Origin of the sequence: Bacillus sp. LJBS06 (assembly GCF_016924995.1) — a bacterium.
GTDB lineage: Bacteria > Bacillota > Bacilli > Bacillales > Bacillaceae > Bacillus > Bacillus stercoris.
In genome coordinates this window covers 4,096,181-4,117,537 of record NZ_CP070483.1, presented here as the reverse complement: position 1 = coordinate 4,117,537, position 21,357 = coordinate 4,096,181, and the positions used below count along the sequence as shown (strand labels likewise).

The 21,357-nt window shown below is 44.6% G+C and carries 27 protein-coding genes and 4 tRNA genes; 23 read left to right on the top strand and 8 right to left on the bottom strand.

Translation table 11 applies throughout. The features are described 5' to 3' along the window. Positions 1-29: 29 nt before the first annotated feature. Positions 30-869 (bottom strand): pentapeptide repeat-containing protein, encoded by an 840-nt coding sequence (locus tag JQX68_RS20935; protein ID WP_147772778.1) that lies wholly within the window; start codon positions 867-869, stop codon positions 30-32. A 146-nt stretch (positions 870-1,015) separates the two neighbouring features. On the opposite strand from JQX68_RS20935, the gene JQX68_RS20930 reads away from it, so the two are divergent. From JQX68_RS20930 to JQX68_RS20900, 7 genes are all read left to right on the top strand, one after another. Beyond that, on the top strand, positions 1,016-1,405 hold the full coding sequence (locus tag JQX68_RS20930; RefSeq protein ID WP_040081156.1) for a YybH family protein: 390 nt from the start codon (positions 1,016-1,018) through the stop codon (positions 1,403-1,405). A gap of 113 nt (positions 1,406-1,518) precedes the next feature. After that, complete coding sequence (locus JQX68_RS20925) at positions 1,519-1,989, top strand: hypothetical protein (protein ID WP_040081157.1); 471 nt, start codon at positions 1,519-1,521, stop codon at positions 1,987-1,989. A gap of 35 nt (positions 1,990-2,024) precedes the next feature. After that, positions 2,025-2,270, top strand: coding sequence for a hypothetical protein (locus tag JQX68_RS20920; protein ID WP_014666114.1), 246 nt, complete (start codon positions 2,025-2,027; stop codon positions 2,268-2,270). Positions 2,271-2,367: 97 nt separating this feature from the next. Then, the gene (locus JQX68_RS20915; protein ID WP_187248800.1) at positions 2,368-2,760 is read left to right on the top strand and encodes an Hsp20/alpha crystallin family protein; all 393 of its coding nucleotides are present in this window, start codon (positions 2,368-2,370) and stop codon (positions 2,758-2,760) included. Further along, a complete protein-coding gene (locus JQX68_RS20910) occupies positions 2,760-2,945 on the top strand; it encodes a hypothetical protein (RefSeq protein WP_014666112.1) in 186 nt (61 codons plus the stop codon). The genes JQX68_RS20915 and JQX68_RS20910 overlap by 1 nt, the downstream gene beginning before the upstream one ends. A gap of 15 nt (positions 2,946-2,960) precedes the next feature. Beyond that, on the top strand, positions 2,961-3,305 hold the full coding sequence (locus JQX68_RS20905; protein ID WP_147772776.1) for a hypothetical protein: 345 nt from the start codon (positions 2,961-2,963) through the stop codon (positions 3,303-3,305). A gap of 1 nt (position 3,306) precedes the next feature. Beyond that, on the top strand, positions 3,307-3,654 hold the full coding sequence (locus JQX68_RS20900; RefSeq protein ID WP_014666110.1) for a hypothetical protein: 348 nt from the start codon (positions 3,307-3,309) through the stop codon (positions 3,652-3,654). 38 nt (positions 3,655-3,692) lie between these two features. On the opposite strand, the gene JQX68_RS20895 is transcribed toward JQX68_RS20900, so the two are convergent. Then, a complete protein-coding gene (locus JQX68_RS20895) occupies positions 3,693-5,000 on the bottom strand; it encodes an MFS transporter (RefSeq protein WP_014666109.1) in 1,308 nt (435 codons plus the stop codon). A 100-nt stretch (positions 5,001-5,100) separates the two neighbouring features. On the opposite strand from JQX68_RS20895, the gene JQX68_RS21910 reads away from it, so the two are divergent. Then, the gene (locus JQX68_RS21910; protein WP_040081162.1) at positions 5,101-5,421 is read left to right on the top strand and encodes a hypothetical protein; all 321 of its coding nucleotides are present in this window, start codon (positions 5,101-5,103) and stop codon (positions 5,419-5,421) included. Between the two features lie 11 nt (positions 5,422-5,432). After that, complete coding sequence (locus tag JQX68_RS20885) at positions 5,433-5,879, top strand: DUF6376 family protein (protein ID WP_103031340.1); 447 nt, start codon at positions 5,433-5,435, stop codon at positions 5,877-5,879. A 32-nt stretch (positions 5,880-5,911) separates the two neighbouring features. Here the strand turns inward: JQX68_RS20885 and JQX68_RS20880 are convergent, their stop codons facing one another. Continuing rightward, on the bottom strand, positions 5,912-6,841 hold the full coding sequence (locus tag JQX68_RS20880) for a manganese-dependent inorganic pyrophosphatase (protein ID WP_014666106.1): 930 nt from the start codon (positions 6,839-6,841) through the stop codon (positions 5,912-5,914). Positions 6,842-7,045: 204 nt separating this feature from the next. On the opposite strand from JQX68_RS20880, the gene hypR reads away from it, so the two are divergent. Continuing rightward, positions 7,046-7,423 carry a transcriptional regulator HypR gene (hypR, locus tag JQX68_RS20875; RefSeq protein WP_014666105.1) on the top strand — a complete coding sequence of 126 codons (378 nt, stop codon included), beginning with the start codon at positions 7,046-7,048 and terminating at the stop codon, positions 7,421-7,423. A gap of 29 nt (positions 7,424-7,452) precedes the next feature. Here the strand turns inward: hypR and cotF are convergent, their stop codons facing one another. Then, a complete protein-coding gene (cotF, locus tag JQX68_RS20870) occupies positions 7,453-7,935 on the bottom strand; it encodes a spore coat protein CotF (protein ID WP_014666104.1) in 483 nt (160 codons plus the stop codon). A gap of 145 nt (positions 7,936-8,080) precedes the next feature. Between cotF and JQX68_RS20865 the strand changes: the two genes are divergently transcribed. From JQX68_RS20865 to rplI, 4 genes are all read left to right on the top strand, one after another. Next, entirely contained in the window at positions 8,081-8,230 is a 150-nt protein-coding gene (locus JQX68_RS20865) for a hypothetical protein (protein WP_040081164.1), read from the top strand. A gap of 225 nt (positions 8,231-8,455) precedes the next feature. Next, a complete protein-coding gene (locus tag JQX68_RS20860) occupies positions 8,456-9,385 on the top strand; it encodes a YybS family protein (protein WP_134976209.1) in 930 nt (309 codons plus the stop codon). Between the two features lie 36 nt (positions 9,386-9,421). After that, positions 9,422-11,401, top strand: coding sequence for a cyclic-di-AMP phosphodiesterase GdpP (gene gdpP / locus JQX68_RS20855; RefSeq protein WP_040081167.1), 1,980 nt, complete (start codon positions 9,422-9,424; stop codon positions 11,399-11,401). Further along, positions 11,398-11,847, top strand: a complete 450-nt coding sequence (gene rplI, locus JQX68_RS20850; protein ID WP_003226915.1) for a 50S ribosomal protein L9 — start codon at positions 11,398-11,400, stop codon at positions 11,845-11,847. Before gdpP ends, rplI begins: the two co-directional genes overlap by 4 nt. Positions 11,848-11,883: 36 nt before the next feature. Here the strand turns inward: rplI and JQX68_RS20845 are convergent, their stop codons facing one another. The 3 genes from JQX68_RS20845 to JQX68_RS20835 all read right to left on the bottom strand — a co-directional run bounded on the left by JQX68_RS20845 (position 11,884) and on the right by JQX68_RS20835 (position 15,474). Beyond that, positions 11,884-13,947, bottom strand: coding sequence for an ArnT family glycosyltransferase (locus JQX68_RS20845; protein WP_205440445.1), 2,064 nt, complete (start codon positions 13,945-13,947; stop codon positions 11,884-11,886). 105 nt (positions 13,948-14,052) lie between these two features. After that, positions 14,053-15,261, bottom strand: a complete 1,209-nt coding sequence (locus JQX68_RS20840) for a CynX/NimT family MFS transporter (protein WP_147772774.1) — start codon at positions 15,259-15,261, stop codon at positions 14,053-14,055. Positions 15,262-15,333: 72 nt separating this feature from the next. Continuing rightward, positions 15,334-15,474, bottom strand: coding sequence for a YycC family protein (locus tag JQX68_RS20835; RefSeq protein WP_003242786.1), 141 nt, complete (start codon positions 15,472-15,474; stop codon positions 15,334-15,336). A gap of 120 nt (positions 15,475-15,594) precedes the next feature. On the opposite strand from JQX68_RS20835, the gene JQX68_RS20830 reads away from it, so the two are divergent. Then, positions 15,595-15,798, top strand: coding sequence for a hypothetical protein (locus tag JQX68_RS20830; RefSeq protein ID WP_014666096.1), 204 nt, complete (start codon positions 15,595-15,597; stop codon positions 15,796-15,798). Between the two features lie 47 nt (positions 15,799-15,845). Here JQX68_RS20830 and JQX68_RS20825 read toward each other — a convergent pair whose 3' ends face one another. Next, positions 15,846-16,046: a DUF2188 domain-containing protein gene (locus JQX68_RS20825; RefSeq protein WP_014666095.1), complete on the bottom strand. Its 201-nt coding sequence runs from the start codon at positions 16,044-16,046 to the stop codon at positions 15,846-15,848. 169 nt (positions 16,047-16,215) lie between these two features. Here JQX68_RS20825 and dnaB point away from each other — a divergent pair, with 169 nt between their 5' ends. From dnaB to walR, 8 genes are all read left to right on the top strand, one after another. Continuing rightward, on the top strand, positions 16,216-17,580 hold the full coding sequence (dnaB, locus tag JQX68_RS20820; RefSeq protein ID WP_205440444.1) for a replicative DNA helicase: 1,365 nt from the start codon (positions 16,216-16,218) through the stop codon (positions 17,578-17,580). A 120-nt stretch (positions 17,581-17,700) separates the two neighbouring features. After that, positions 17,701-18,120, top strand: coding sequence for a VOC family protein (locus tag JQX68_RS20815; protein ID WP_040081174.1), 420 nt, complete (start codon positions 17,701-17,703; stop codon positions 18,118-18,120). 205 nt (positions 18,121-18,325) lie between these two features. Next, entirely contained in the window at positions 18,326-19,618 is a 1,293-nt protein-coding gene (purA, locus tag JQX68_RS20810; RefSeq protein ID WP_014666093.1) for an adenylosuccinate synthase, read from the top strand. A gap of 224 nt (positions 19,619-19,842) precedes the next feature. Then, positions 19,843-19,918: transfer RNA gene (locus tag JQX68_RS20805), tRNA-Lys, on the top strand. Positions 19,919-19,927: 9 nt separating this feature from the next. Further along, a tRNA-Glu gene (locus JQX68_RS20800) sits at positions 19,928-19,999 on the top strand. 81 nt (positions 20,000-20,080) lie between these two features. Continuing rightward, a tRNA-Asp gene (locus JQX68_RS20795) sits at positions 20,081-20,157 on the top strand. A gap of 35 nt (positions 20,158-20,192) precedes the next feature. Then, positions 20,193-20,265, top strand: a tRNA-Phe gene (locus tag JQX68_RS20790). Between the two features lie 380 nt (positions 20,266-20,645). Then, positions 20,646-21,353 (top strand): cell wall metabolism DNA-binding response regulator WalR, encoded by a 708-nt coding sequence (gene walR / locus JQX68_RS20785; protein ID WP_003244363.1) that lies wholly within the window; start codon positions 20,646-20,648, stop codon positions 21,351-21,353. Positions 21,354-21,357 lie beyond the last annotated feature (4 nt).

Sequence of the window (21,357 nt, the reverse complement as noted above, 5' to 3'; positions counted from 1 at the left end):
TAAAAAAAGGACCGTAAGCGGGTCCTTTTTTATTTCCAATGGGCAGGGATTCGTAAAGACGGCGGCAGCTTTGTGTTCGAATCACCGTTGGCGGCGTTCACCTGTGCCTGTGTCAGAAAGATGCATCCGGTCAGGTCGGCGCCGCTGAGATCAGCGTCTCTCATATCTGCACCGATAAAGTCTGTCATTCTCAAATCGGCATTTCTCAGATCTGCGGCTATGAGCAGCGCTCCTCTTAGATTTGCTCCTCGCAAATCAAGCCCTTTTAGTTTTGCACCGATCAGGACACTTCCCCGGCTGACTTTTTTCGGGAGTTTTGGATTGCGGGCTTGGGCACGCACCAGCTCACTCGTTTTTAACAGCCATTTATTGACCTCAGCTCGATGCTCGTCCACCTGCAGTGTCAGCAGGCGTTCTTTGCTGAGTCTGGTGAGCTTTTCTATTTTTTCGAAACTGGTTCTTAGTTCAGGATGAATCGGCTTGGCTATATCTATAGAAAGAGCTTCATGTAAATACCAGAGCATTTCATGCAGCTGCTGCATGATAGGAAAAACGCCAAACATCTCGTTGGCCGTTCCCGGGCTGTTTCGCCAATCCTTTCCCTCATAAGTGATTTGGGATACCTTTTGGCCGGCGCCAAAGCATTCATATGCAGAGCAGCCACGAAATCCTTTTTCTCTGAGATTTTTATGGATCGAACATTGATAGTTTGATTGTAAGTTGCGGCAAGGCGTGCCTCCGTCTTTGTCAAAAGCAAAATCTGCCGACTTCGCATAAGGCAAGGCGACACAGCACAGGCCAAAACAATGCTGGCAATCCGCGCTTAAATCATGATGTATATGGTCATGTAACGTTACTTCCGCAGACAAAATTGTCCACCCCTTCACTTGGGTACTTTGTTAAATATATCTATTTGATTATATAGGAAATAGGGATCCTTTTCATTTTGTTTTTAGGGTTTCAGCGTGTCAAACATTGTATAATATATCCAATCATGATGATTGGGGGAATTCATTTGGAACAGCAATTGAAAGACATCATCTCTGCATGTGATGTGGCAATCCAAAATGAAGATTTTGATACACTGATGAATTACTACTCGGAAGATGCCATTTTAGTTGTGAAGCCTGGCATGATCGCGCGAGGCAAAGAAGAAATCAAAAAAGCGTTTATCACGATCGCGAACTATTTTAATCATCATATTGTGCCGACACAAGGAGAAATGATCATGCTGGAAGCAGGTGACACTGTCCTCGTCCTTTCTCAGACATTGCTTGATTCGGATAAAAAGGACTCCGAGTATGCGATGGAAAGAAGGGCGACCTATGTCTTTAAGAAGAATGCGCAAGGCGAGTGGCTTTGCGTAATCGATAATTCATATGGTACGGATTTAATTGGTCTTTAGCTTACGGACGTGTCCAAGTCAGATACTGCTTGAAAAAGAACCCGAACCAATAATCGATGTAAAACATATTGTAAAGTAATGGACTGAAAAGACATATCAAGGACTGAATAAGATTGAATCATCGACAAGCAGTAAACCAGGTTCAAGTCAGCAACATTAGCGTGATTTCAATTGATACCTCCTCAGGAATATTTATCGGAACCAATTATGCGCATAATTGGTCTTCGCATCGGAAAAACAATTACGGACTCGGATCAATGACCAACTCCCAGGTGTCTCATAATTTTAGCTATGTGATGGATAACGATGAGGTAGATACGCCGATTCATCATGAAAACAGGATTTCCTTTGAAGGGAACTCGGGAGAAAACCAGAATGATATTGATGTTGGAGAAATGAATATTAACGTTCTGGATACATGTGCCGCCATTTCAGTTGGCGAAAACGAACTTACCGGCTGGAGTTCACATAGTAAACGAACGTCCGGCCAGGGAAGGTTATTAGGCACGATTCAAAACACTCAAAACTCGTCATTCGTGATAGATAACGACGAAAATGACTGTCAAATAAATGATTACTTTTAAGAGGCTGCCTTGGTTTGAAAAGGAGGAGGATTTGTTTGGCTATCGGTTTTACACTCGGTGCAATCAATGTGAATTCCCAGCAGACAAATACAGCCATCGCGATTGGAGAAAATCAGTTACCCGGATGGGCTGCGCATCGTAAGGTAAATAACGGAATCGGCTTCTTCGCAGGAAATGTCTTGAACCAGGGGAATGTTTCAACGGTTATTGACCCTGATGGCATAGACGGTGTCATGAATAACCAAAATATATCGCCAAGTGTACAAAATCAAACTCTTTAACGGTGAATAGTTTTCTTTTAGCATACCTCCAAAAAAAGCACATAAGCATAGTTATAGATTCTAAAGATGTATGGCTATGTGCAGGGGGTTTTTATTTATGCCAAAATCTCATTTTTATCCCCATGTGAAAGAAATGATGGGAAAGGATTTCGCTGAGCTGCTGCGCGAAATCGCTCCCTTTGTCGAACCGAGAGCCGATCTCATAAAAACAAACCACAGATTGACGATAACCATTGATGCAGCTGGTGCAAGTGCAGATGATATGTCAATCAGCCAAAAGAATCGCACACTCATCATTGAAGGAAAGATTACCCCCCAGCCGATGGAAGAGGAACAAGAGTGGATCGCCAGAGAACGGTTTTACGGTCCTTTCAAACGGGAGATCGCCATTCCCGAAGAGTATGATCTGCGTCAGATTCGTGCGAAATTTGAAAGCGGAATAGTAACGGTTACCGTTCCGCACCGCACTAATGAAAAAGGAGAAGAGTGATGACTTCTATCAAATACGGTTCTTTGCGGGTTAACCATCTGAGAAATTCTTCTGGCCTCTTTGTCGGAACAAATGTCCAAAAAGGAAGAAAAAGTGAAACCTTTATCAATGAAGGTTTTGGCGCCATAAAGGGGAAACATAATAAAATCAAAGGAAATGCGGGAGCTGTGGAGAAAAGTTTTTAAAAAGGGATGGCGTATATGAGCATAGATGAGGTCCTAAAAAAGCTTGAAGAATTAGCCCAAAAAGTCCATACGCTTGAACAATCCTCCCAGGAGAAACGCACCCCTTCTGTTTTTGTGAAGATGGATGTACAGGAATTGAATGTAGAGAAGCTGCATTTAGACGATTTAGCGTTTCATCTCGATCACCTGGATGTACAGGAGCTAAGCGGGATGCTGAATCTTGGCAACGTATTCTCTCCTCATGTTCATCCGAAATCCACATCGCAGTCTCGATTAAAGAAAGTAAAAAAAGATGATATTGAGGTCAAAATAGACGGAAAACCAGTGCCGTATACCATCAATCAGGGAAAGGATGTTTAACGTGAAACGGTTTTCTCCCTCTTTTTTTATTGGCTCCATTTCCATTGGTACGGTTGAAGGCGCATCATGTGTAAACCTCGGAAACAACCTCCCCAGCGGTTTTGTGAATTATAAAAAACAAAACCAAGGATTCGGCTCCATTTCAGGAGACCATAATGATATCCACGATATTTTAGCGACAATAGAGGAAAACGGCACACAGGATGCTTTTCATTATGAAGGTGGTCTTCAAGGAAAAAACGAGCAGGTGCTCGAACAGATAGAGCAGGAAATGCTAGCTTCGGGGCTTGATATAGAGGAACAGGACGAGGAGAAGGTAAATGGGGACGGGCCGGATTCTTTGATGTAATGGGAGAGCTGCCAACTGGCAGCTCTCTTTTTCATGTTCTATAGTTTAATCCGTTTCACTTCCCCTAATACAAACACATAAAAAACCAAGCCCAGCAACAGCACAAAACCGGCTACCAGAAAGCTGAGCGTAAAGGAGCCTGTCACATCAAACAAATACCCTGTCAGTGATGCAGCAATAATGCCTCCGAACAGGTTGTTTGCGAGGTTCACCATAGAGCTCAGCATGGATACGGAACCGATCGGCGCGAGCTCAGCGGAGATGGACCAGCCAACCGGAGCGGTAGCAGAAATTCCAGCGAGCCCGATGGAAATACAAATAATCGCTACGGTAATATTGTTCGTCAGAATGGAGCCCAAAAAGAAAAAGCCGAAGCTCATCCCGACTATGATTACGGTTCGATACACCTTGGTGTTTGGATAGCCTTTCTTAATAAAATAATCGACGAGCCATCCGCCGACAGCGATTCCAGAAATGGTTGAGATCAGCCACGGCACGGCTGTAAATAAACCGGACGACATGAGATCCATCCCGTATGTATGTTTAAAGAAAGTCGGAAGCCAGGTAAGCAGCAGATTGAATGTATACCCGTACCCTGTAAATCCGATCATTAAGCCCCATACTTTGCGGTTGGTGAAAAGCTTTTTTAAAAGCGGACCCGTTTTGTAAGGGATTTGCTCTGTATTAATGGTGTTGTGTTTTTGAATATAGTTGAGTTCACTTTTGGAAATGCGTTTGTGCCGTTCAGGCTGTTCATAATACTGCCAGAAAAAGATCGTAAACAGCACATTGATGCATCCAATCGTCAAAAAGGCGACACGCCAGTCAAACGTTGTGACAAGAAAGGCGACCAATGGCGCTCCGATGACGTTTGAAAACTTGGCGGCTGAATCGAACAGTGAATTTGCCAATCCCCGCTCACTTGGAGGAAACCATAGAGCGGTTGCCTTAGAGGCAGCAGGGAATGCAGAGGCGCTCGTCAGCCCAATGAGAAATCGGAACAGATACAGCAGCAATTTCCCCTGTAAAAAAGCAAGAAGGATCGTTAAAAAGCTCCATATTGTCATTCCAACCCTTGTGACCCATGCCACCCCAAATCGGTCCAGCAAACTTCCGACAGGCAGCTGCATCAGTGTATAGGAATACGTGTAAATGGAAAATACGATGCCGAGTTCAGTTGCAGTAAGGTGAAACGAATCTTGTATCGCGGGTGCCGCTACAGAGATGGCCACTCGGTCAAAATAATTAAGAATAATAATGCCGCTAAGTAACGAAGATATGTACCATCTGGTATGCCCAGGCCGTTTCACGCGCTCTTGACTCATGATGAAAACCTCCTCTTTCATAGCATGATCTCCTGGTGGAAAAACCATTCAAATTTTAAATACCACAGCGCGCTTTTATGTAAACGGAAGGAATTTGACTGGAACAGATGGGTGCTTTAGAATGAAAGTAATAAAAATGAACACTCCAAAGGGGAGTAGCTTTCACAGTAAAGTCGTCATTACGGGACAAGATGTCCTCGGCTTTGCTGGCAATCTAATTGTTAGCGAGACCTTTGCCAAATCTGATTTGGTGAAGGTCTTTTTGTTTCGGAACTTCACCAAATTGGTGGAGTTTTTTTCATTTTTATCAAAAAGGGAGAGGAGCGTCAGGATGTCTACGTTGAAAAAGTGGCTGAAGCGTGAACTGGTGAGGAAAGGGCTGCCGTTAGCGAAAGAGAAATTGATCCCGATCTTAAAAGAAACAGTGAAGAAGAAACGTTGAGGAGGCTGACAATGAAGATTATTTTGACAGTACTTGCCGGAGTGGGTCTTTTGAGTGCAGGCGGCTGCGGCATGCTTGATCAGGTGAACGACGGGTTGAACTATACGGGTGAGGCAGCGGGGTATGTGGAGAAGGTGAAGACATTTGCAGAGGAAGCGCCTGAATTGGCTGAGAAAGCTGTAAATGACACCGAGGCGAAAGAAAACCTTGAAGCGCAGCTTGAGTCGATTCAGAAGGCTGCCGCTGATTTTAATGAATTAACACCGCCTGATGCCGCAGCGGAGATTCATCAAACTATTCAGGAGCATAACGAAACCTTGCAGAAAAGCGCTGAAGAGGTGTTGAAACAAGTGGAGGAAGGCAATGTATCGCTTGAAGATTTGGAGCAGTCAGATCTGGTCCAAAACGCAAAGCAAATCACTGATGTGATGGGACAGATTGAAAAGCTTGGTGAATAAGAAAAAGCATCCCGACACGGGATGCTTTTTGATTATTCAGCCATTGCGTCTGTTAAGACAGGAACGACTTGTTTTTTACGGGACACAACGCCTTTTAAGAGAGCTGTGTTGTTTTCTAATGTCACGTTGAACGCTTTTTCCACTTTTGCTGCTTCGTTACCGATTGCAAGAGCAAGTGAATCATTTTCTAAGATATCTGTGATAACAAGAAGGAACAGATCAAGATTCTTCTCAGCCACAACGTTAGAGATCACAGCTTCTAATTCAGCTTGGCGTTTTTTCACATCTTCAATGTCCACTGTGTTTACTTGTGCGATTTCGACTTTCTTGCTGCCGAGTGTAAATTCTTTCGCATCAAGAGAAATGAGCTCTTCCACTGTTTTCTTGCTTAGATCAGCGCCTGCTTTGAGCATGTTCAAGCCGTATTCTTCAGCATCTACGCCAGCGATCTCCGCAAGCTCTTTTGCTGCTGCTACGTCTTGGTCCGTGCAAGTTGGGGATTTGAATAACAGTGAGTCAGAAATGATCGCAGACAGCATCAGGCCGGCAATTTCTTTCTCGATTTTCACGTTATTTTCTTTGTACATTTTGTTTAAGATGGTAGCCGTACAGCCTACAGGCTCAGCACGATAGTAAAGCGGCTCAGCTGTTTCAAAGTTAGCGATGCGGTGATGGTCGATAACCTCTAAAACCTGAACATCTTCAATGTCTTTGATGCTTTGCTGGCGTTCGTTATGGTCAACCAGGATAACGCCGTTTACTTCGTTTGCAGCTGTTTCAACAAGGCGCGGGCTTTCTTGTTTGAAATAGTCAAGCGCGTATTGTGTTTCGCCGTTGACTTGTCCAAGACGGACAGGCTCAGCATTGAAGCCGAGTTTGTTTTTCAAATCAGCATAAGCAATCGCAGAACAAATCGTATCTGTGTCTGGGTTTTGGTGTCCGAAAATAAGTATCTTTTCCATGATAGCTCCTATCCTTTTTTAAGTAGTGTCATCTTTATATAGTTTAACACGTCTTGCTGCAGGTGTAATCATGCAAACCCTTAAAAATTGATGTGAATAAGAAGCATTTTCTTTGAGCTGAGGAGAAAAGCTGTGTAAAATACTGGGTAGCTTAGTTGCAAAATGTAATGTAGTATCAAAAAAGGTACTATTGGAGGGTCATAAATGAGTGAAAAAAAGAATATATACCCGAACAAAGAAGGCTGTCCAGTTGAATTTACGCTAGATGTCATTGGCGGAAAGTGGAAAGGAATTCTTTTTTATCACATGATAGAGGGCAAGAAACGGTTTAATGAGTTTCGGCGAATCTGCCCGAATATTACTCAAAGAATGCTTACTCTTCAGCTGCGGGAGCTGGAAGCGGACGGCATCGTGCATCGTGAGGTTTATCAACAGGTGCCGCCGAAGGTTGAGTATTCTCTGACGGAATTCGGGCGAACACTTGAACCGATTGTTTTGCAAATGAAAGAATGGGGAGAATCCAACAGAGACGTGCTGGAATCTTATCGTACGAACGGCTTGCTGAAGGATCAGCAAAAATAGCAGCAAAGGGAACTCCTTTGCTGCTTGTTTTATTTCATTGAAAGGGCTCTGTTGGCGTTTCTGACGTCATTTTTCAACAGTTCAGAAAGGTTGTAAGACGGATAGTATCCATGCTGATACATGTATCGATAAACTTGGCCGTGCAGCTGGATGGCAGCATTCAGCTGTTTGACCAGTACGTTTCTTAATTGAGGTGTTGCTGTTTCTGTAATGGCGATGGCATAGCTGCGGACAGACGTTTTGGCAAAACCGAGCAGGTCACCGCTGTAAAATGGGTTATCTGCGCGTTCTTCTTCCTCATCCTCTCTGTGCGGAGCCTGTGGAAAGAACGGAAGAAGCTCTCTCAAATTTTGCTCAACGGCCTGAATAGACACGTTATAAAGCTGTTTGAGCTGAGGATCTTTTACTTCTCTTACCATTTTCTTCAGTTTAATAAGTCCGTTTGATTGAAAAGCAACCAGCTCGTGCATTTCTAGTGTTTCATGCCAAGCCAATGTTCTGCGTTCATCCATGTGAAAATTCTCCTTTATCAATCAGATTCCATATCAGCATATGCCCAACGCTCAATGTTGTTCATGATGTTTTGAAGTTTTTAAAAAGGGAAATTCACCTTATATAGGCTACGGGTTGAGAACATGCACAAAGAGGTGAAATTCAATGTGGGACATGATAAAGAACTTTTTCTTGTTTAGCAGCGGCATTCTGCAAGCAACAACTATTTTACTGGTGATCTTAATTTTTATGTATGTCAGAAAAACGAAAAAGAAAAACAAAGAATCTTCTGGCTTTATGGATGATAAACATTAATGGTGATGGGCATTCTTTTCCAAGAATGTCTTTTCCTTTTTTTATGTTTCACATGAAACATTAGCGTCATTTTACTTGCGATTTGGACTTATGTTAAAATATAAAAGTAAAATTTAGAGATGATATAAAAACATTCGGTGCAAAGCGTTTGCAGCGATGAAAAAAGAGCAGTCGTTTATGCTGCTCTTTTCTATTCGTATGTTCAAGATGATACGAGGTGACTAAGTGAAACAAACGAGAGCATTAATGGAAGGTGCTATTTTAATCAGTCTGTTTGCGATCATCACGCTTTTGGTCGTTTATGTTCCTGTGATTGGAACAATTCTGTTATTTGCACTGCCGCTGCCAATGATCCTGTATACGATCAGACATGGATTGAAGCTAGGGATATGGATGGGCGCTGTCAGTCTTCCGGTTGTTTTTATTGTCGGGTCCTTTAACGGACTTATTGTAGCTTTTATGTCAGCTTGCGCCGGCATTGCCATGGGACATTTTTTCAAAAGGAAAGAGCCCGGGCACGCCATTATTTCGGGCGCGCTTATTTATATGCTTAGTATTGTCTTCTATTTTGTGATAAGCATTCAGTTTTTGGGTATCAATATCATTGATGAGGCGATGATACAATACCGGCAATCTCTTGATATTGTAGAAAATGTAGTGAAGCAGTCGGGCAATGCTGAACAGTTTGAGAAGCAATTAAAACTGATGGAAGAACAATTGGGTATCGTTCAATATCTTTTTCCAACAGCTATTGTGATGGTAGGAGCTATTTTTTCTTTCCTCAGTTACCTTATCGCTAAGCCGCTCTTAAGGCGATTCTCCCCCGATATTCCTAATCTAAAGCCTTTTAGAGAGTTGAAGTTTCCGCAAAGTGTTGTAGTGCTGTATTTGATCATTGTCATGCTTTCATTTTTGCCTTTAGAAAAAGGCCAAATGCTGTACTCTATCGCTTTAAATGGGGAGTTTATACTCGGGTTTCTGATTTTTATCCAAGGTTTATCATTTATCTTTTTCTATTGCCATAAGAAACAATATCCGAAGGCTGCGGCTGTGATTGCTGTCGTACTCGGGTTTGTGCATCCGGTATTCATGGCAGTCATTCGCATTTTAGGCGTCTTAGATATGGGCTTTCATATAAGGAATAAGGTGAAGTGAACATGAGTTTTACTCACATGGTGGGGAGTGATAGAAATGCCAAGCTTTTATGAAAAACCGCTGTTTCGGTATCCCATCTACGCATTGATTGCTCTGTCAATCATTACAATCCTCATCAGCTTTTATTTTAACTGGATATTAGGAGCCGTCGAAGTGCTGCTGCTGGCAGTTATTTTGTTTTTTATTAAACGTGCTGATTCTCTTATTCGAAAAGAGATAGATGCTTATATTTCAACGTTATCCTACAGGTTGAAAAAAGTCGGTGAAGAGGCATTGATGGAAATGCCGATCGGAATCATGCTTTTTAATGACCAATATTATATAGAATGGGCAAATCCGTTTCTTTCCTCTTGCTTTAATGAAAGCACTTTAGTGGGGAGATCACTTTACGATACTTGTGAATCGGTGGTACCGCTGATCAAACAAGAGGTGGAATCGGAAACGGTTTCATTGAATGACCGCAAGTTTAGAGTTGTCATCAAACGGGATGAGCGCCTCTTATACTTCTTTGATGTTACAGAACAAATCCAGATTGAAAAGCTATATGAAAACGAAAGAACCGTGCTGGCCTATATTTTCCTTGATAACTATGATGATGTGACACAAGGATTGGATGACCAGACGAGAAGCACGATGAACAGCCAGGTGACATCTCTGCTGAACGCTTGGGCGCAGGAGTACGGGATCTTCTTGAAACGGACGTCTTCAGAACGCTTTATCGCTGTGCTTAATGAACACATCTTAACTGAACTCGAAAATTCGAAGTTTTCGATTCTTGATGAAGTGCGGGAAAAAACCTCATTTGACGGTGTAGCGCTGACGTTAAGCGTCGGTGTCGGGGCTTCAGTCTCTTCCTTGAAAGAACTTGGTGATTTGGCGCAATCCAGCTTAGATTTAGCACTGGGACGCGGCGGAGACCAGGTAGCCATTAAGCTGCCAAACGGCAAGGTGAAGTTTTACGGAGGTAAAACAAACCCAATGGAGAAACGAACAAGGGTGCGGGCCCGCGTCATTTCTCATGCCTTAAAGGAAATCGTCTCTGAAAGCAGCAATGTGATTATCATGGGGCATAAATTCCCCGACATGGATTCTATCGGCGCAGCGATCGGGATTTTAAAGGTGGCACAGGCAAATAACAAAGATGGCTTTATTGTGATTGACCCAAATCAAATCGGATCAAGCGTGCAGCGTTTGATTGAGGAAATCAAAAAATATGAAGAGCTGTGGTCAAGATTTATTACGCCTGAAGAAGCGATGGAAATTTCTAATGATGACACGCTTCTTGTGATCGTTGATACACATAAGCCGTCGCTTGTTATGGAGGAACGGCTGGTCAATAAAATTGAACATATCGTGGTCATCGACCATCACCGCAGGGGTGAGGAGTTTATCAGAGACCCGCTGCTCGTTTATATGGAGCCGTACGCTTCTTCCACAGCAGAATTGGTGACAGAGCTGCTTGAATATCAGCCGAAGCGCTTAAAAATCAATATGATTGAAGCAACAGCCCTATTAGCTGGTATAATAGTGGATACAAAGAGCTTTTCTCTCCGCACGGGCTCGCGGACTTTTGATGCGGCTTCTTATTTAAGGGCAAAAGGCGCCGATACGGTGCTGGTGCAGAAGTTCCTGAAAGAAACCGTTGATTCCTATATTAAACGGGCGAAGCTGATCCAGCATACGGTCCTCTATAAAGATAACATTGCGATTGCTTCTCTTCCTGAAAATGAAGAGGAATACTTCGATCAAGTCCTGATTGCGCAGGCTGCCGATTCGCTGCTGTCGATGAGTGAGGTTGAGGCTTCATTTGCGGTGGCGAGACGGGATGAACAAACGGTTTGTATCAGTGCGCGGTCACTTGGCGAGGTAAATGTGCAGATCATCATGGAGGCGCTGGAAGGCGGAGGGCATTTAACAAATGCGGCGACGCAGTTGTCCGGCATTTCAGTTTCTGAAGCGCTGGAACGGCTGAAGCACGCCATAGATGAGTATTTTGAGGGAGGCGTACAGAGATGAAGGTTATTTTCTTACAAGATGTAAAAGGAAAAGGAAAAAAAGGTGAAGTCAAAAACGTAGCAGACGGTTATGCGCATAACTTTCTCATTAAAAAAGGCCTCGCGGTTGAAGCGAACGCGTCAAACATCAGCGCGCTAAACGGACAAAAGCAGAAAGAGAAAAAAGAAGCCATTGCCGAGCTTGAGCAGGCTAAGAGCTTGAAAGAGACATTAGAAAAACTGACTGTTGAACTTAGCGCAAAATCAGGTGAAGGCGGCCGTTTATTTGGTTCAGTGACAAGCAAGCAAATCACTGAACAGCTGCAAAAAGACCATAACATTAAAGTAGATAAGCGGAAGCTTGAACTGCCGGACGGCATTCGTGCATTAGGATACACAAACGTGCCTGTGAAGCTGCATCCTGAGGTGCAGGCAGTGTTAAAGGTACATGTAAAAGAAGAAGCTTGATAGAACAAGAGGCTTGGATTGATCCAAGCCTCTTTTTTATTCCACGAGATAAAGAGTTTGCTGGCTTTCTCCGCCAGGTCCTCCTCTCATCATGCCTTGCTGAGTGCTGTTTGTGCTGTTGGAGGAACTGCTGTACTCTTCAGACGATATTTCTTTTCCGTTTTTCTTAATCCAGGAAACAAGTTCGCTGTTGCCTGAGTTGTTTTCTGAGAGAAGAAAGTATTTCACTTTGCCTTCTTTGATTAGTTTTTTCAGTTCGGACACAGTCAGAATGGGATCCGTGCCGTTAAACCCACCCATTGCCATAACAGACTCATTTTCGTTAATGATGTATGGCGCAGCTGTTACGGTTGTCAAAGTGGCAAATAAATATTCTTCGCCAGTATTGTGCTTTCTCAGATAGGACAGGAGCCCGCTGTCGACCTCTGAAGAGAACATGTTTCCGCCGTTTGCCGAGCTTTTGAGCTGCGGGCCGGATTCAGGAAGGACGCTGTTGCCTCCGTATAGAAGCGGCGTTGCTGACCAATATATTGGTGTGAGCAGCAGAATGCACAAGCTGAGGATAGTCAGCTGCTTACTGAACGGATGATTGCGTTTAAGCATCAGAAGTGCAAGGGTGATCCCGAGTCCTGAGAGTCCCAGTACGTACATCCATACACTGCCGATTTGGCTTGTATAAGCACTCAAGATATACACCTGGAACGCGGCTGTGATCAGAACGGCTGCTGGCAGAAGATAGCTGGACCAGTCTTTATTGTTTTTGTATAAGCGGTACATCGAATGCCAGCCGATTCCAGAAAGCGCGGCAATCGGCGGTGCCAGCATAATCAAGTAATACTGGTGGAAGAATCCCGCGATGCTGAAGAAACCAGCCACAGGAACGAGCCATGCCGTCCAGAATAGCGTTTCTTTCATTTCAGCAGCCTGTCCGCGGCGATCACGATACCAGCTGACGATTCCACCTAGCAATCCGATCAATGCGAATGGAAGCATCCAGCTGATTTGGCCGGAAAGTGCCGATTGGAAGAGACGGAGCGGTCCAGCATCACCGGTGCCGAACATATTCATGCTTTTTCCGCCGCCACCGCCAGGCCCTCCATTTCCAGGTCCGTTGCCGCCTGTGGGAGGTGTGCCTCCGCCTCCATTGGAAGCGCCGGTTTGTCCGTTAGGCGGCTGAGGCGCTTGTGAATGGTTTCCGAATGATTGATTTCCGTTCTGAGAAAAAGATGAACCGTTACCATTTGGCGCTTGCATGTTGTCTTGATTCTGCATGTTCCCTCCGCCAGCAGCATTCATATCACCCTTTGCCAGGCCCGTAGTTTGCCCAAGCAGTCGCTCGGTGCCGTTGTAGCCAAAGGCCAGTTCTAACACGGAGTTGGTCTGGCTGCTTCCGACATAAGGCCGGCTGGAGGGTGAGATCGAATCCACTGCAACCGCCCATGAGAGGGAGAGGCCTGTGAGAAGGACAAGAGACAGAATCAGAGATCCGATTTTTTTCTTCAGAGCAACCCGGGAAGCAATCAGGTAGAATATCACAAATGCAGGCAAGACCATAAATGCTTGCATCATCTTCATATTAAAGGCGAGCCCAATTAGGGCAAATGCCGTCAGCAGCCAAACCAGCTTGCCTTGTTTTACTGCCTTAAGCAGGCAAGCTGAACCGAGCAATAAGGTAAAGACAAGCATGCTGTCAATATTGTTTGTCCGGCTGACAGCTGCTGCAATAGGGGTCAGTGCCATGACAAGTGCGGCAATGCGGGCCGCTCCAACTCCAAAAGTCGGCTTAATCATTCTGTAGAGAAGGAATACAGATCCAACTCCGGCGAGAGCCTGAGGAAGGATCACACTCCACGTGTGAACGCCGAAAATCAGTGCGAAAATCGTTTGAACCCATAACACAACAGGCGGCTTATCCACTGTGACAAATCCGGAAGGGTCAAATGACGCATAGAAGAAATTGTGGAAGCTTTGCGTCATGCTTTTCACAGCAGCCAAATAGTACTGGTTCGCTGTGTCATCCTGCCAAATGTTATACATATTCAGAAAAGCTGCTGTAAGCAAAATAAGAATAAGAGCTGCGTCGAATCGTTTGGTTTTCATCGTTTTTCACCTCTTTATAGTGTCTCATTGTAAAAAACAAATATGAAAAACCTATGAATAAATCATAAATATTCAAAGAAAAAAGCGGAGATATCTTCCCCGCTTTTATGCTGAATTTCTTTGTTTTGCTGACTGAAAAATGTATCGATCTCGTCCGGCTCCCTGTCCGGCTGCCCCCATTATGATCAGGGCAGCAATGAGAAGCACAATCGGCATCGTCCATGAATGCGTCTGGTCAAAGAGATAGCCGACAAAGATTGGCCCGACTGCTGCCAGCAGGTAGCCGAATGACTGAGACATGCCTGAAAGCGCAGCGGCCTGCTGGGCATTTTCGCTACGGAGGCCAATCAAAGTGAGCGCCAGACTAATGCTGGAGCCTTGCCCGATACCGATAATGATCATCCAGATGGCAAGCAATGTATGGCTGCCGCCCGCTAATAATCCGCAGAGGCCGATTAGATAAACTGAGGCCAGCGCCGCAACGATACCGCGCTGCTGTTTCACACGATCAGCTAAAACCGGTGTCAGAAAAGTGGAAGGCAGACTCGCAAATTGCATAAGTGATACCATCCACCCGGCTGTTGCCGTATCAATCCCATGTGAACGGAGAATTTCAGGAAACCAAGCGATACTGCTGTAAAATAAAAACGATTGCAGTCCCATAAAGATGGTGACATACCATGCCATTTTGGAAGCCCAAATGGAACTGTTTTGAAGCTTCACTGCCTTGTTTGCTGTATCCCGATGGCGCAGCTGGGGTATCCAGATCAGCAATGCAAGTAAAGCCAGCCCGCCCCATAAGAGAAAGGCCTGTTTCCATCCGCCATCCATCTGGGTCGCTAAAGGAACACTGACACCTGATGCCAACGCAGCGAATATATTCATTGATGTCGTATACAGGCTGATCATGAGCCCTGGCTTTTCAGGGTATTTATGTTTGATTAAGCTTGGCAAAAGTACATTTCCAATCGCGATTCCGACTCCGATTAGTGCCGTTCCAAAAAACAAAGCGGCAGTATAGCCGGTAGAACGAGTCAAAACACCGATCAACAGTACCACGAGACCTAGCCATAAGGTTCGCTCATTTCCGAGGCGCTGTCCGAGCTTAGGCGCAAGCGGAGAAAGAACTGCAAATGAAAGCAGCGGCAGTGCGGTCAAAAACCCGGCTGCCCCATTGGACATGTGCAGCTCTGCCCGGATAGAGCTGATGACCGGACCGACTGAAGTGATCGCGGGCCGTAAGTTAAAGGCGATAAAGATAATGCCGGCGATCAGCCAAAATGATTGGATTTTTTTATTTTGTGGATGTGGCAAAGCAGTTACTCCTTTTTTCTAACATATACATCATATTATCCCGAAACAGGTAAGCAAGTATGTGAATGAAGGCTATGATTTGTCCTCTTTTTGCAATTCAGCCATTTTGGCCAGCAGAATATGCTGAGGCATATGCATAATCTGTTCAAGCGGCAGATTCAAGGACTCTGCAAGCTTTTGTGCAGTTTCAGCAGAAATTTGCAAAGGTCTCACAAAAGATCCCTCCTCTCTTCTGTCCATTGTACAAGAATCAGATGTGAAATGTAAGAAGATGTAACAAAGGAATAGAGCAATCGAAAAATGCCCGTTATAAATGAGGTAAGGAGGGCTCTTATGCACGCACCGTTGTCCTTATTAAAACAAATGCTGAAGGAACACCAAATAGACACTGAAAAAGCTGTCACATTCGAAGAATACTTAGCAGTGAGGCTAAAGCTTCAGGAGCTGATGGGAAAATTTGCTTCGCTCGAGGAGTGGGATCTGTATCAAAAAGCGGCAGATTTGATGATGGACATAGGCATTCAATGGATGAAATAAACCGATAACCGCTAAAAAACCCTCGCTGCAGCGAAGGCTTTCATTCACTAAAATGAGAGTTCCTCTTCCACATTTTTAAACTGGTCATAAATGACAAGCTTTGCCGGACTGTTTTCCTTAGCCACCTGTTTGGCCTTTTCAATGGCGGCGTCTTTAGACGTATACAAAGCTGTCGGCGCCACATTCTCCACCTCAATAAACCAGCCATCCGCATCAACATTCGGTGTAATCGCGTATTTTTTAATCATCTTTCATTCCTCCCTTATGTTTTATTGCATTTTTCCCGCCTTGTTACTGTCCAAAACGATCCAATCTGCTAACTGAAAAAAACAGGAAACAGACAATTTTTCTATTTTTTTTCTGTAGAAATGGTAGAATGGAGGTTGGAGATTTTTTAATGAGAGGACGGTGCTTAGCATGACAGACCTTCTGAATGATCGGCTTCCTCCGCAAAATATAGAAGCCGAACAAGCCGTGTTAGGCGCTATTTTTTTACAGCCGTCTGCTTTAACACTGGCTTCAGAAGTATTGATTCCAGATGATTTTTATAGAATGTCCCACCAAAAAATCTATAATGCGATGCTGGTGCTCGGTGACCGAGGTGAGCCGGTTGATCTGGTGACGGTAACTTCAGAGCTTGCGAACACAGACCTGCTGGAAGAAGTAGGCGGCATTTCATATCTGACAGATATCGCAAACTCGGTGCCGACAGCGGCTAACATAGAATATTACGCGAAAATCGTTGAGGAAAAATCGATTCTTCGCCGATTAATCAGAACCGCGACAACGATTGCTCAAGACGGGTATACCCGTGAAGATGAGGTCGAGGATTTACTCAGTGAAGCGGAAAAAACGATTATGGAAGTGGCACAGCGCAAAAATACGAGTGCCTTCCAAAACATTAAGGACGTCCTTGTTCAAACCTATGATAATATCGAACAGCTTCACAATCGAAAAGGGGATATCACAGGGATTCCAACAGGTTTTACGGAGCTTGACCGGATGACTGCGGGTTTCCAGCGCAACGACTTGATTATTGTGGCTGCCCGTCCGTCAGTGGGGAAAACTGCCTTTGCCTTGAACATCGCACAAAACGTGGCAACAAAGACCGATGAGAGCGTAGCGATTTTCAGTCTTGAGATGGGTGCAGAGCAGCTCGTTATGCGTATGCTCTGTGCCGAGGGAAATATCAATGCCCAGAATCTCCGGACAGGTAACCTGACTGAAGAGGATTGGGGCAAGCTGACGATGGCAATGGGAAGCCTGTCGAACAGCGGAATTTACATCGATGATACACCGGGGATTCGGGTAAGTGAAATCCGCGCCAAGTGCCGCCGCTTGAAGCAGGAAAGCGGGCTTGGCATGATTTTGATCGATTACCTGCAATTGATTCAGGGAAGCGGCCGTTCAAAGGACAACCGTCAGCAGGAAGTATCAGAAATTTCCCGTGAACTGAAGTCGATTGCCAGGGAGCTGCAAGTCCCTGTTATCGCGCTTTCTCAGCTTTCCCGGGGTGTTGAGCAGCGTCAGGATAAACGTCCGATGATGTCTGATATCCGGGAATCAGGAAGTATCGAGCAGGACGCGGATATTGTCGCGTTCCTTTATCGTGATGACTACTATGACAAAGAAACCGAGAATAAAAATATTATCGAAATCATTATCGCTAAACAGCGTAACGGCCCGGTAGGAACCGTGTCTCTTGCGTTCGTAAAAGAATACAACAAATTCGTCAACCTGGAACGGCGTTTTGATGACGCAGGCGTTCCGCCCAGCGCATAAGCCCCAAGAGCTGATCTTGGGGTTTTTTTCGTTCGAAAGGTGGAAGAAAAACCGTCCGCTCAGCGGATGAAAATTTGAAAGCGTTTTAATAAAATGGTGCAAAAAGGAGATGGTATCAATATGGGAAACCGTTTTACATCTTTTCATGCAGCACAAATCCGAATTGCGCGTCCTACAGGCCAGCTTGATGAGATTGTTCGTTTTTACGAAGAGGGACTGGGTTTGAAACGAATAGGAGAATTTTCACAGCATAACGGGTATGACGGTGTCATGTTCGGCCTTCCTCATGCCGATTATCATTTGGAATTCACTCAGTATGAAGGGGAAAGCACTGCCCCCGTTCCCCATCCCGACAGCCTCCTTGTTTTTTATGTGCCGAATGCAGAGGAACTGGCAGCGGTCACCTCAAAGCTAAAGCACATGGGCTATCGAGAGGTTGAATCAGAGAATCCGTACTGGAGCAATGGGGGCGTGACGATAGAGGACCCGGACGGCTGGCGGGTTGTTTTTATGAATTCAAAAGGAATATCAGGCAAGTAATTCTTTTTCATGCTAAAGGATGAAAGTTTCACAAGCTTTTTATGACAAAATGGTGAGAAAACGCTTATAAAACGAATGAAAGCGAACGAATATAGATTTACAATAATTTAATGTTCGGATTTACAATTGACTTTCTGTTTCTTCACTGATAAACTTGATTTGTTTGAATAGAATCGTTTTGAAAGGTTAACGGAGGTGCACGGACATGTCTTCAGTAGTTGTAGTAGGTACGCAATGGGGCGATGAAGGAAAAGGTAAAATCACAGATTTCCTATCAGAAAATGCAGAAGTGATCGCCCGTTATCAAGGCGGAAATAACGCAGGGCATACAATCAAGTTTGACGGAATCACATACAAGCTTCACTTAATCCCGTCTGGAATTTTTTATAAGGATAAAACGTGTGTCATCGGAAACGGAATGGTTGTAGATCCGAAAGCATTAGTCACAGAGCTTGCGTATCTTCATGAACGCAACGTCAGTACAGATAACCTGAGAATCAGCAACAGAGCTCACGTCATTCTGCCGTATCATTTGAAATTGGATGAAGTGGAAGAAGAGCGTAAAGGGGCTAACAAGATCGGTACAACGAAAAAAGGAATCGGCCCTGCTTACATGGATAAAGCAGCCCGCATCGGAATTCGCATCGCGGATCTGTTAGACCGTGACGCGTTTGCGGAAAAGCTTGAACGCAATCTCGAAGAAAAAAACCGTCTGCTTGAGAAAATGTACGAGACAGAAGGGTTTAAAATTGAGGATATCTTAGACGAATATTATGAGTACGGCCAGCAGATCAAACAATACGTTTGCGATACATCTGTTGTTTTAAACGATGCTCTTGATGAAGGGCGCCGTGTATTATTTGAAGGCGCACAAGGGGTTATGCTTGATATCGACCAAGGAACATACCCGTTTGTTACGTCATCTAACCCGGTTGCCGGCGGTGTCACGATCGGTTCTGGTGTCGGCCCGACCAAAATTCAGCACGTTGTCGGTGTATCAAAAGCATATACGACTCGTGTCGGAGACGGTCCTTTCCCGACTGAGCTGAAAGATGAAATCGGTGATCAAATCCGTGAAGTCGGACGCGAATATGGAACAACAACAGGCCGCCCGCGCCGCGTCGGCTGGTTTGACAGCGTCGTTGTCCGCCACGCCCGCCGTGTGAGCGGAATTACAGATCTTTCTCTGAACTCAATTGACGTCTTAACAGGAATTGAAACGTTGAAAATCTGTGTGGCGTACCGCTACAAAGGCGAAATCATTGAAGAATTCCCAGCAAGTCTTAAAGCACTTGCTGAATGTGAGCCGGTTTATGAAGAAATGCCAGGCTGGACTGAGGATATTACAGGTGCGAAGAGCTTGAGCGAGCTTCCGGAAAATGCGCGCCATTATCTTGAGCGTGTGTCTCAGCTAACAGGCATTCCGCTTTCTATTTTCTCTGTCGGTCCAGACCGCTCACAAACAAATGTCCTTCGCAGTGTATACCGTGCGAACTAAATAGAATATGCCTGCAAGCCCCTATATCAGGGGCTTGTTTTTTGTTTGAAACCCGCATATAAGTTGGTCTGAGAAAAAAATATGAAAAAAAACCAAAAAAGTTATTGCCACTTCTATTTGTTCGTGATATTATAAATCTCGTTGTTACGGAAACTGCTTCAATAGAGTACGAGATAAGAACTAGATCTAAGTCGTTTGCTCTATAGAAATTCCGACATCTTTAAGAGCCATTAGCTCAGTTGGTAGAGCATCTGACTTTTAATCAGAGGGTCGAAGGTTCGAGTCCTTCATGGCTCACCATTTCGTGAAGGCCCGTTGGTCAAGCGGTTAAGACACCGCCCTTTCACGGCGGTAACACGGGTTCGAATCCCGTACGGGTCATTGATTTACTTTAGCGTTATTGCTAAATTCCTTATTTGTCTGTGAGAGCTGACACGACAGCTCTCCGGGCAATTACTGTAAGGTCCGGTAGTTCAGTTGGTTAGAATGCCTGCCTGTCACGCAGGAGGTCGCGGGTTCGAGTCCCGTCCGGACCGCCATTTTACTTTACTTAGTAGAGAAAAATAAAACATTTGGCTCGGTAGCTCAGTTGGTAGAGCAACGGACTGAAAATCCGTGTGTCGGCGGTTCGATTCCGTCCCGAGCCACTTACCAAACGCATCTGCAATCGTAGGTGCGTTTTTTCTTATAGGAAAAAGGCAAACATGAGGAATGTTATAATAGAAGAAAAAGGGAGAACCGGCCCTAGGGCCGGTTCAAAGAAGAAGACGTCATTGATAAAGACGCACTCCGGTGAGGGGAGGTTTCAATAAAGTTATCTTTTTTAAAAAAAGTTGACCAGCATGACAAAAGATAAACAATGGGCGGATAAAGGTGAAATGTGTGTTTTTTTTCTAAACCTTTATTTTTTTTATCTTTTGCCCTTAAACCGTTATAATAGACAAGGACCCTTTACATGGGCCTTAAGTGATGAAACGAATGTGATATAGATGAAATGAAGTCATTCGGCAGGAGGAAAATCAAAATGATGGATAAAAAGATCCTTGTAGTAGATGATGAAAAACCGATTGCAGATATATTGGAATTTAACTTAAGAAAAGAAGGCTATGAGGTGCACTGTGCCCACGACGGAAACGAAGCCGTTGAAATGGTAGAAGAGCTTCAGCCTGATTTAATTCTTTTAGATATTATGCTCCCTAATAAAGACGGCGTTGAAGTATGCCGTGAAGTCAGAAAGAAATACGATATGCCAATCATTATGCTGACGGCTAAGGATTCAGAAATTGACAAGGTTATCGGACTCGAAATCGGTGCTGATGACTATGTCACAAAACCATTCAGCACACGCGAGCTTCTGGCGCGTGTAAAAGCGAATCTGCGCCGCCAGCTGACAACAGCGCCTGCGGAGGAAGAGCCTTCCTCTAATGAGATTCATATCGGCTCTCTCGTCATCTTCCCTGACGCGTACGTTGTATCAAAACGAGATGAAACAATTGAATTGACTCATCGTGAGTTCGAATTGCTTCATTATTTAGCAAAACATATCGGACAAGTGATGACCCGTGAACATTTGCTTCAAACCGTTTGGGGCTATGATTACTTCGGCGATGTCAGAACGGTTGACGTAACAGTCCGCCGGCTTCGTGAAAAAATTGAGGACAACCCGAGCCATCCAAATTGGATTGTCACACGCCGCGGTGTAGGTTATTACTTGAGAAACCCAGAACAGGACTAATGCC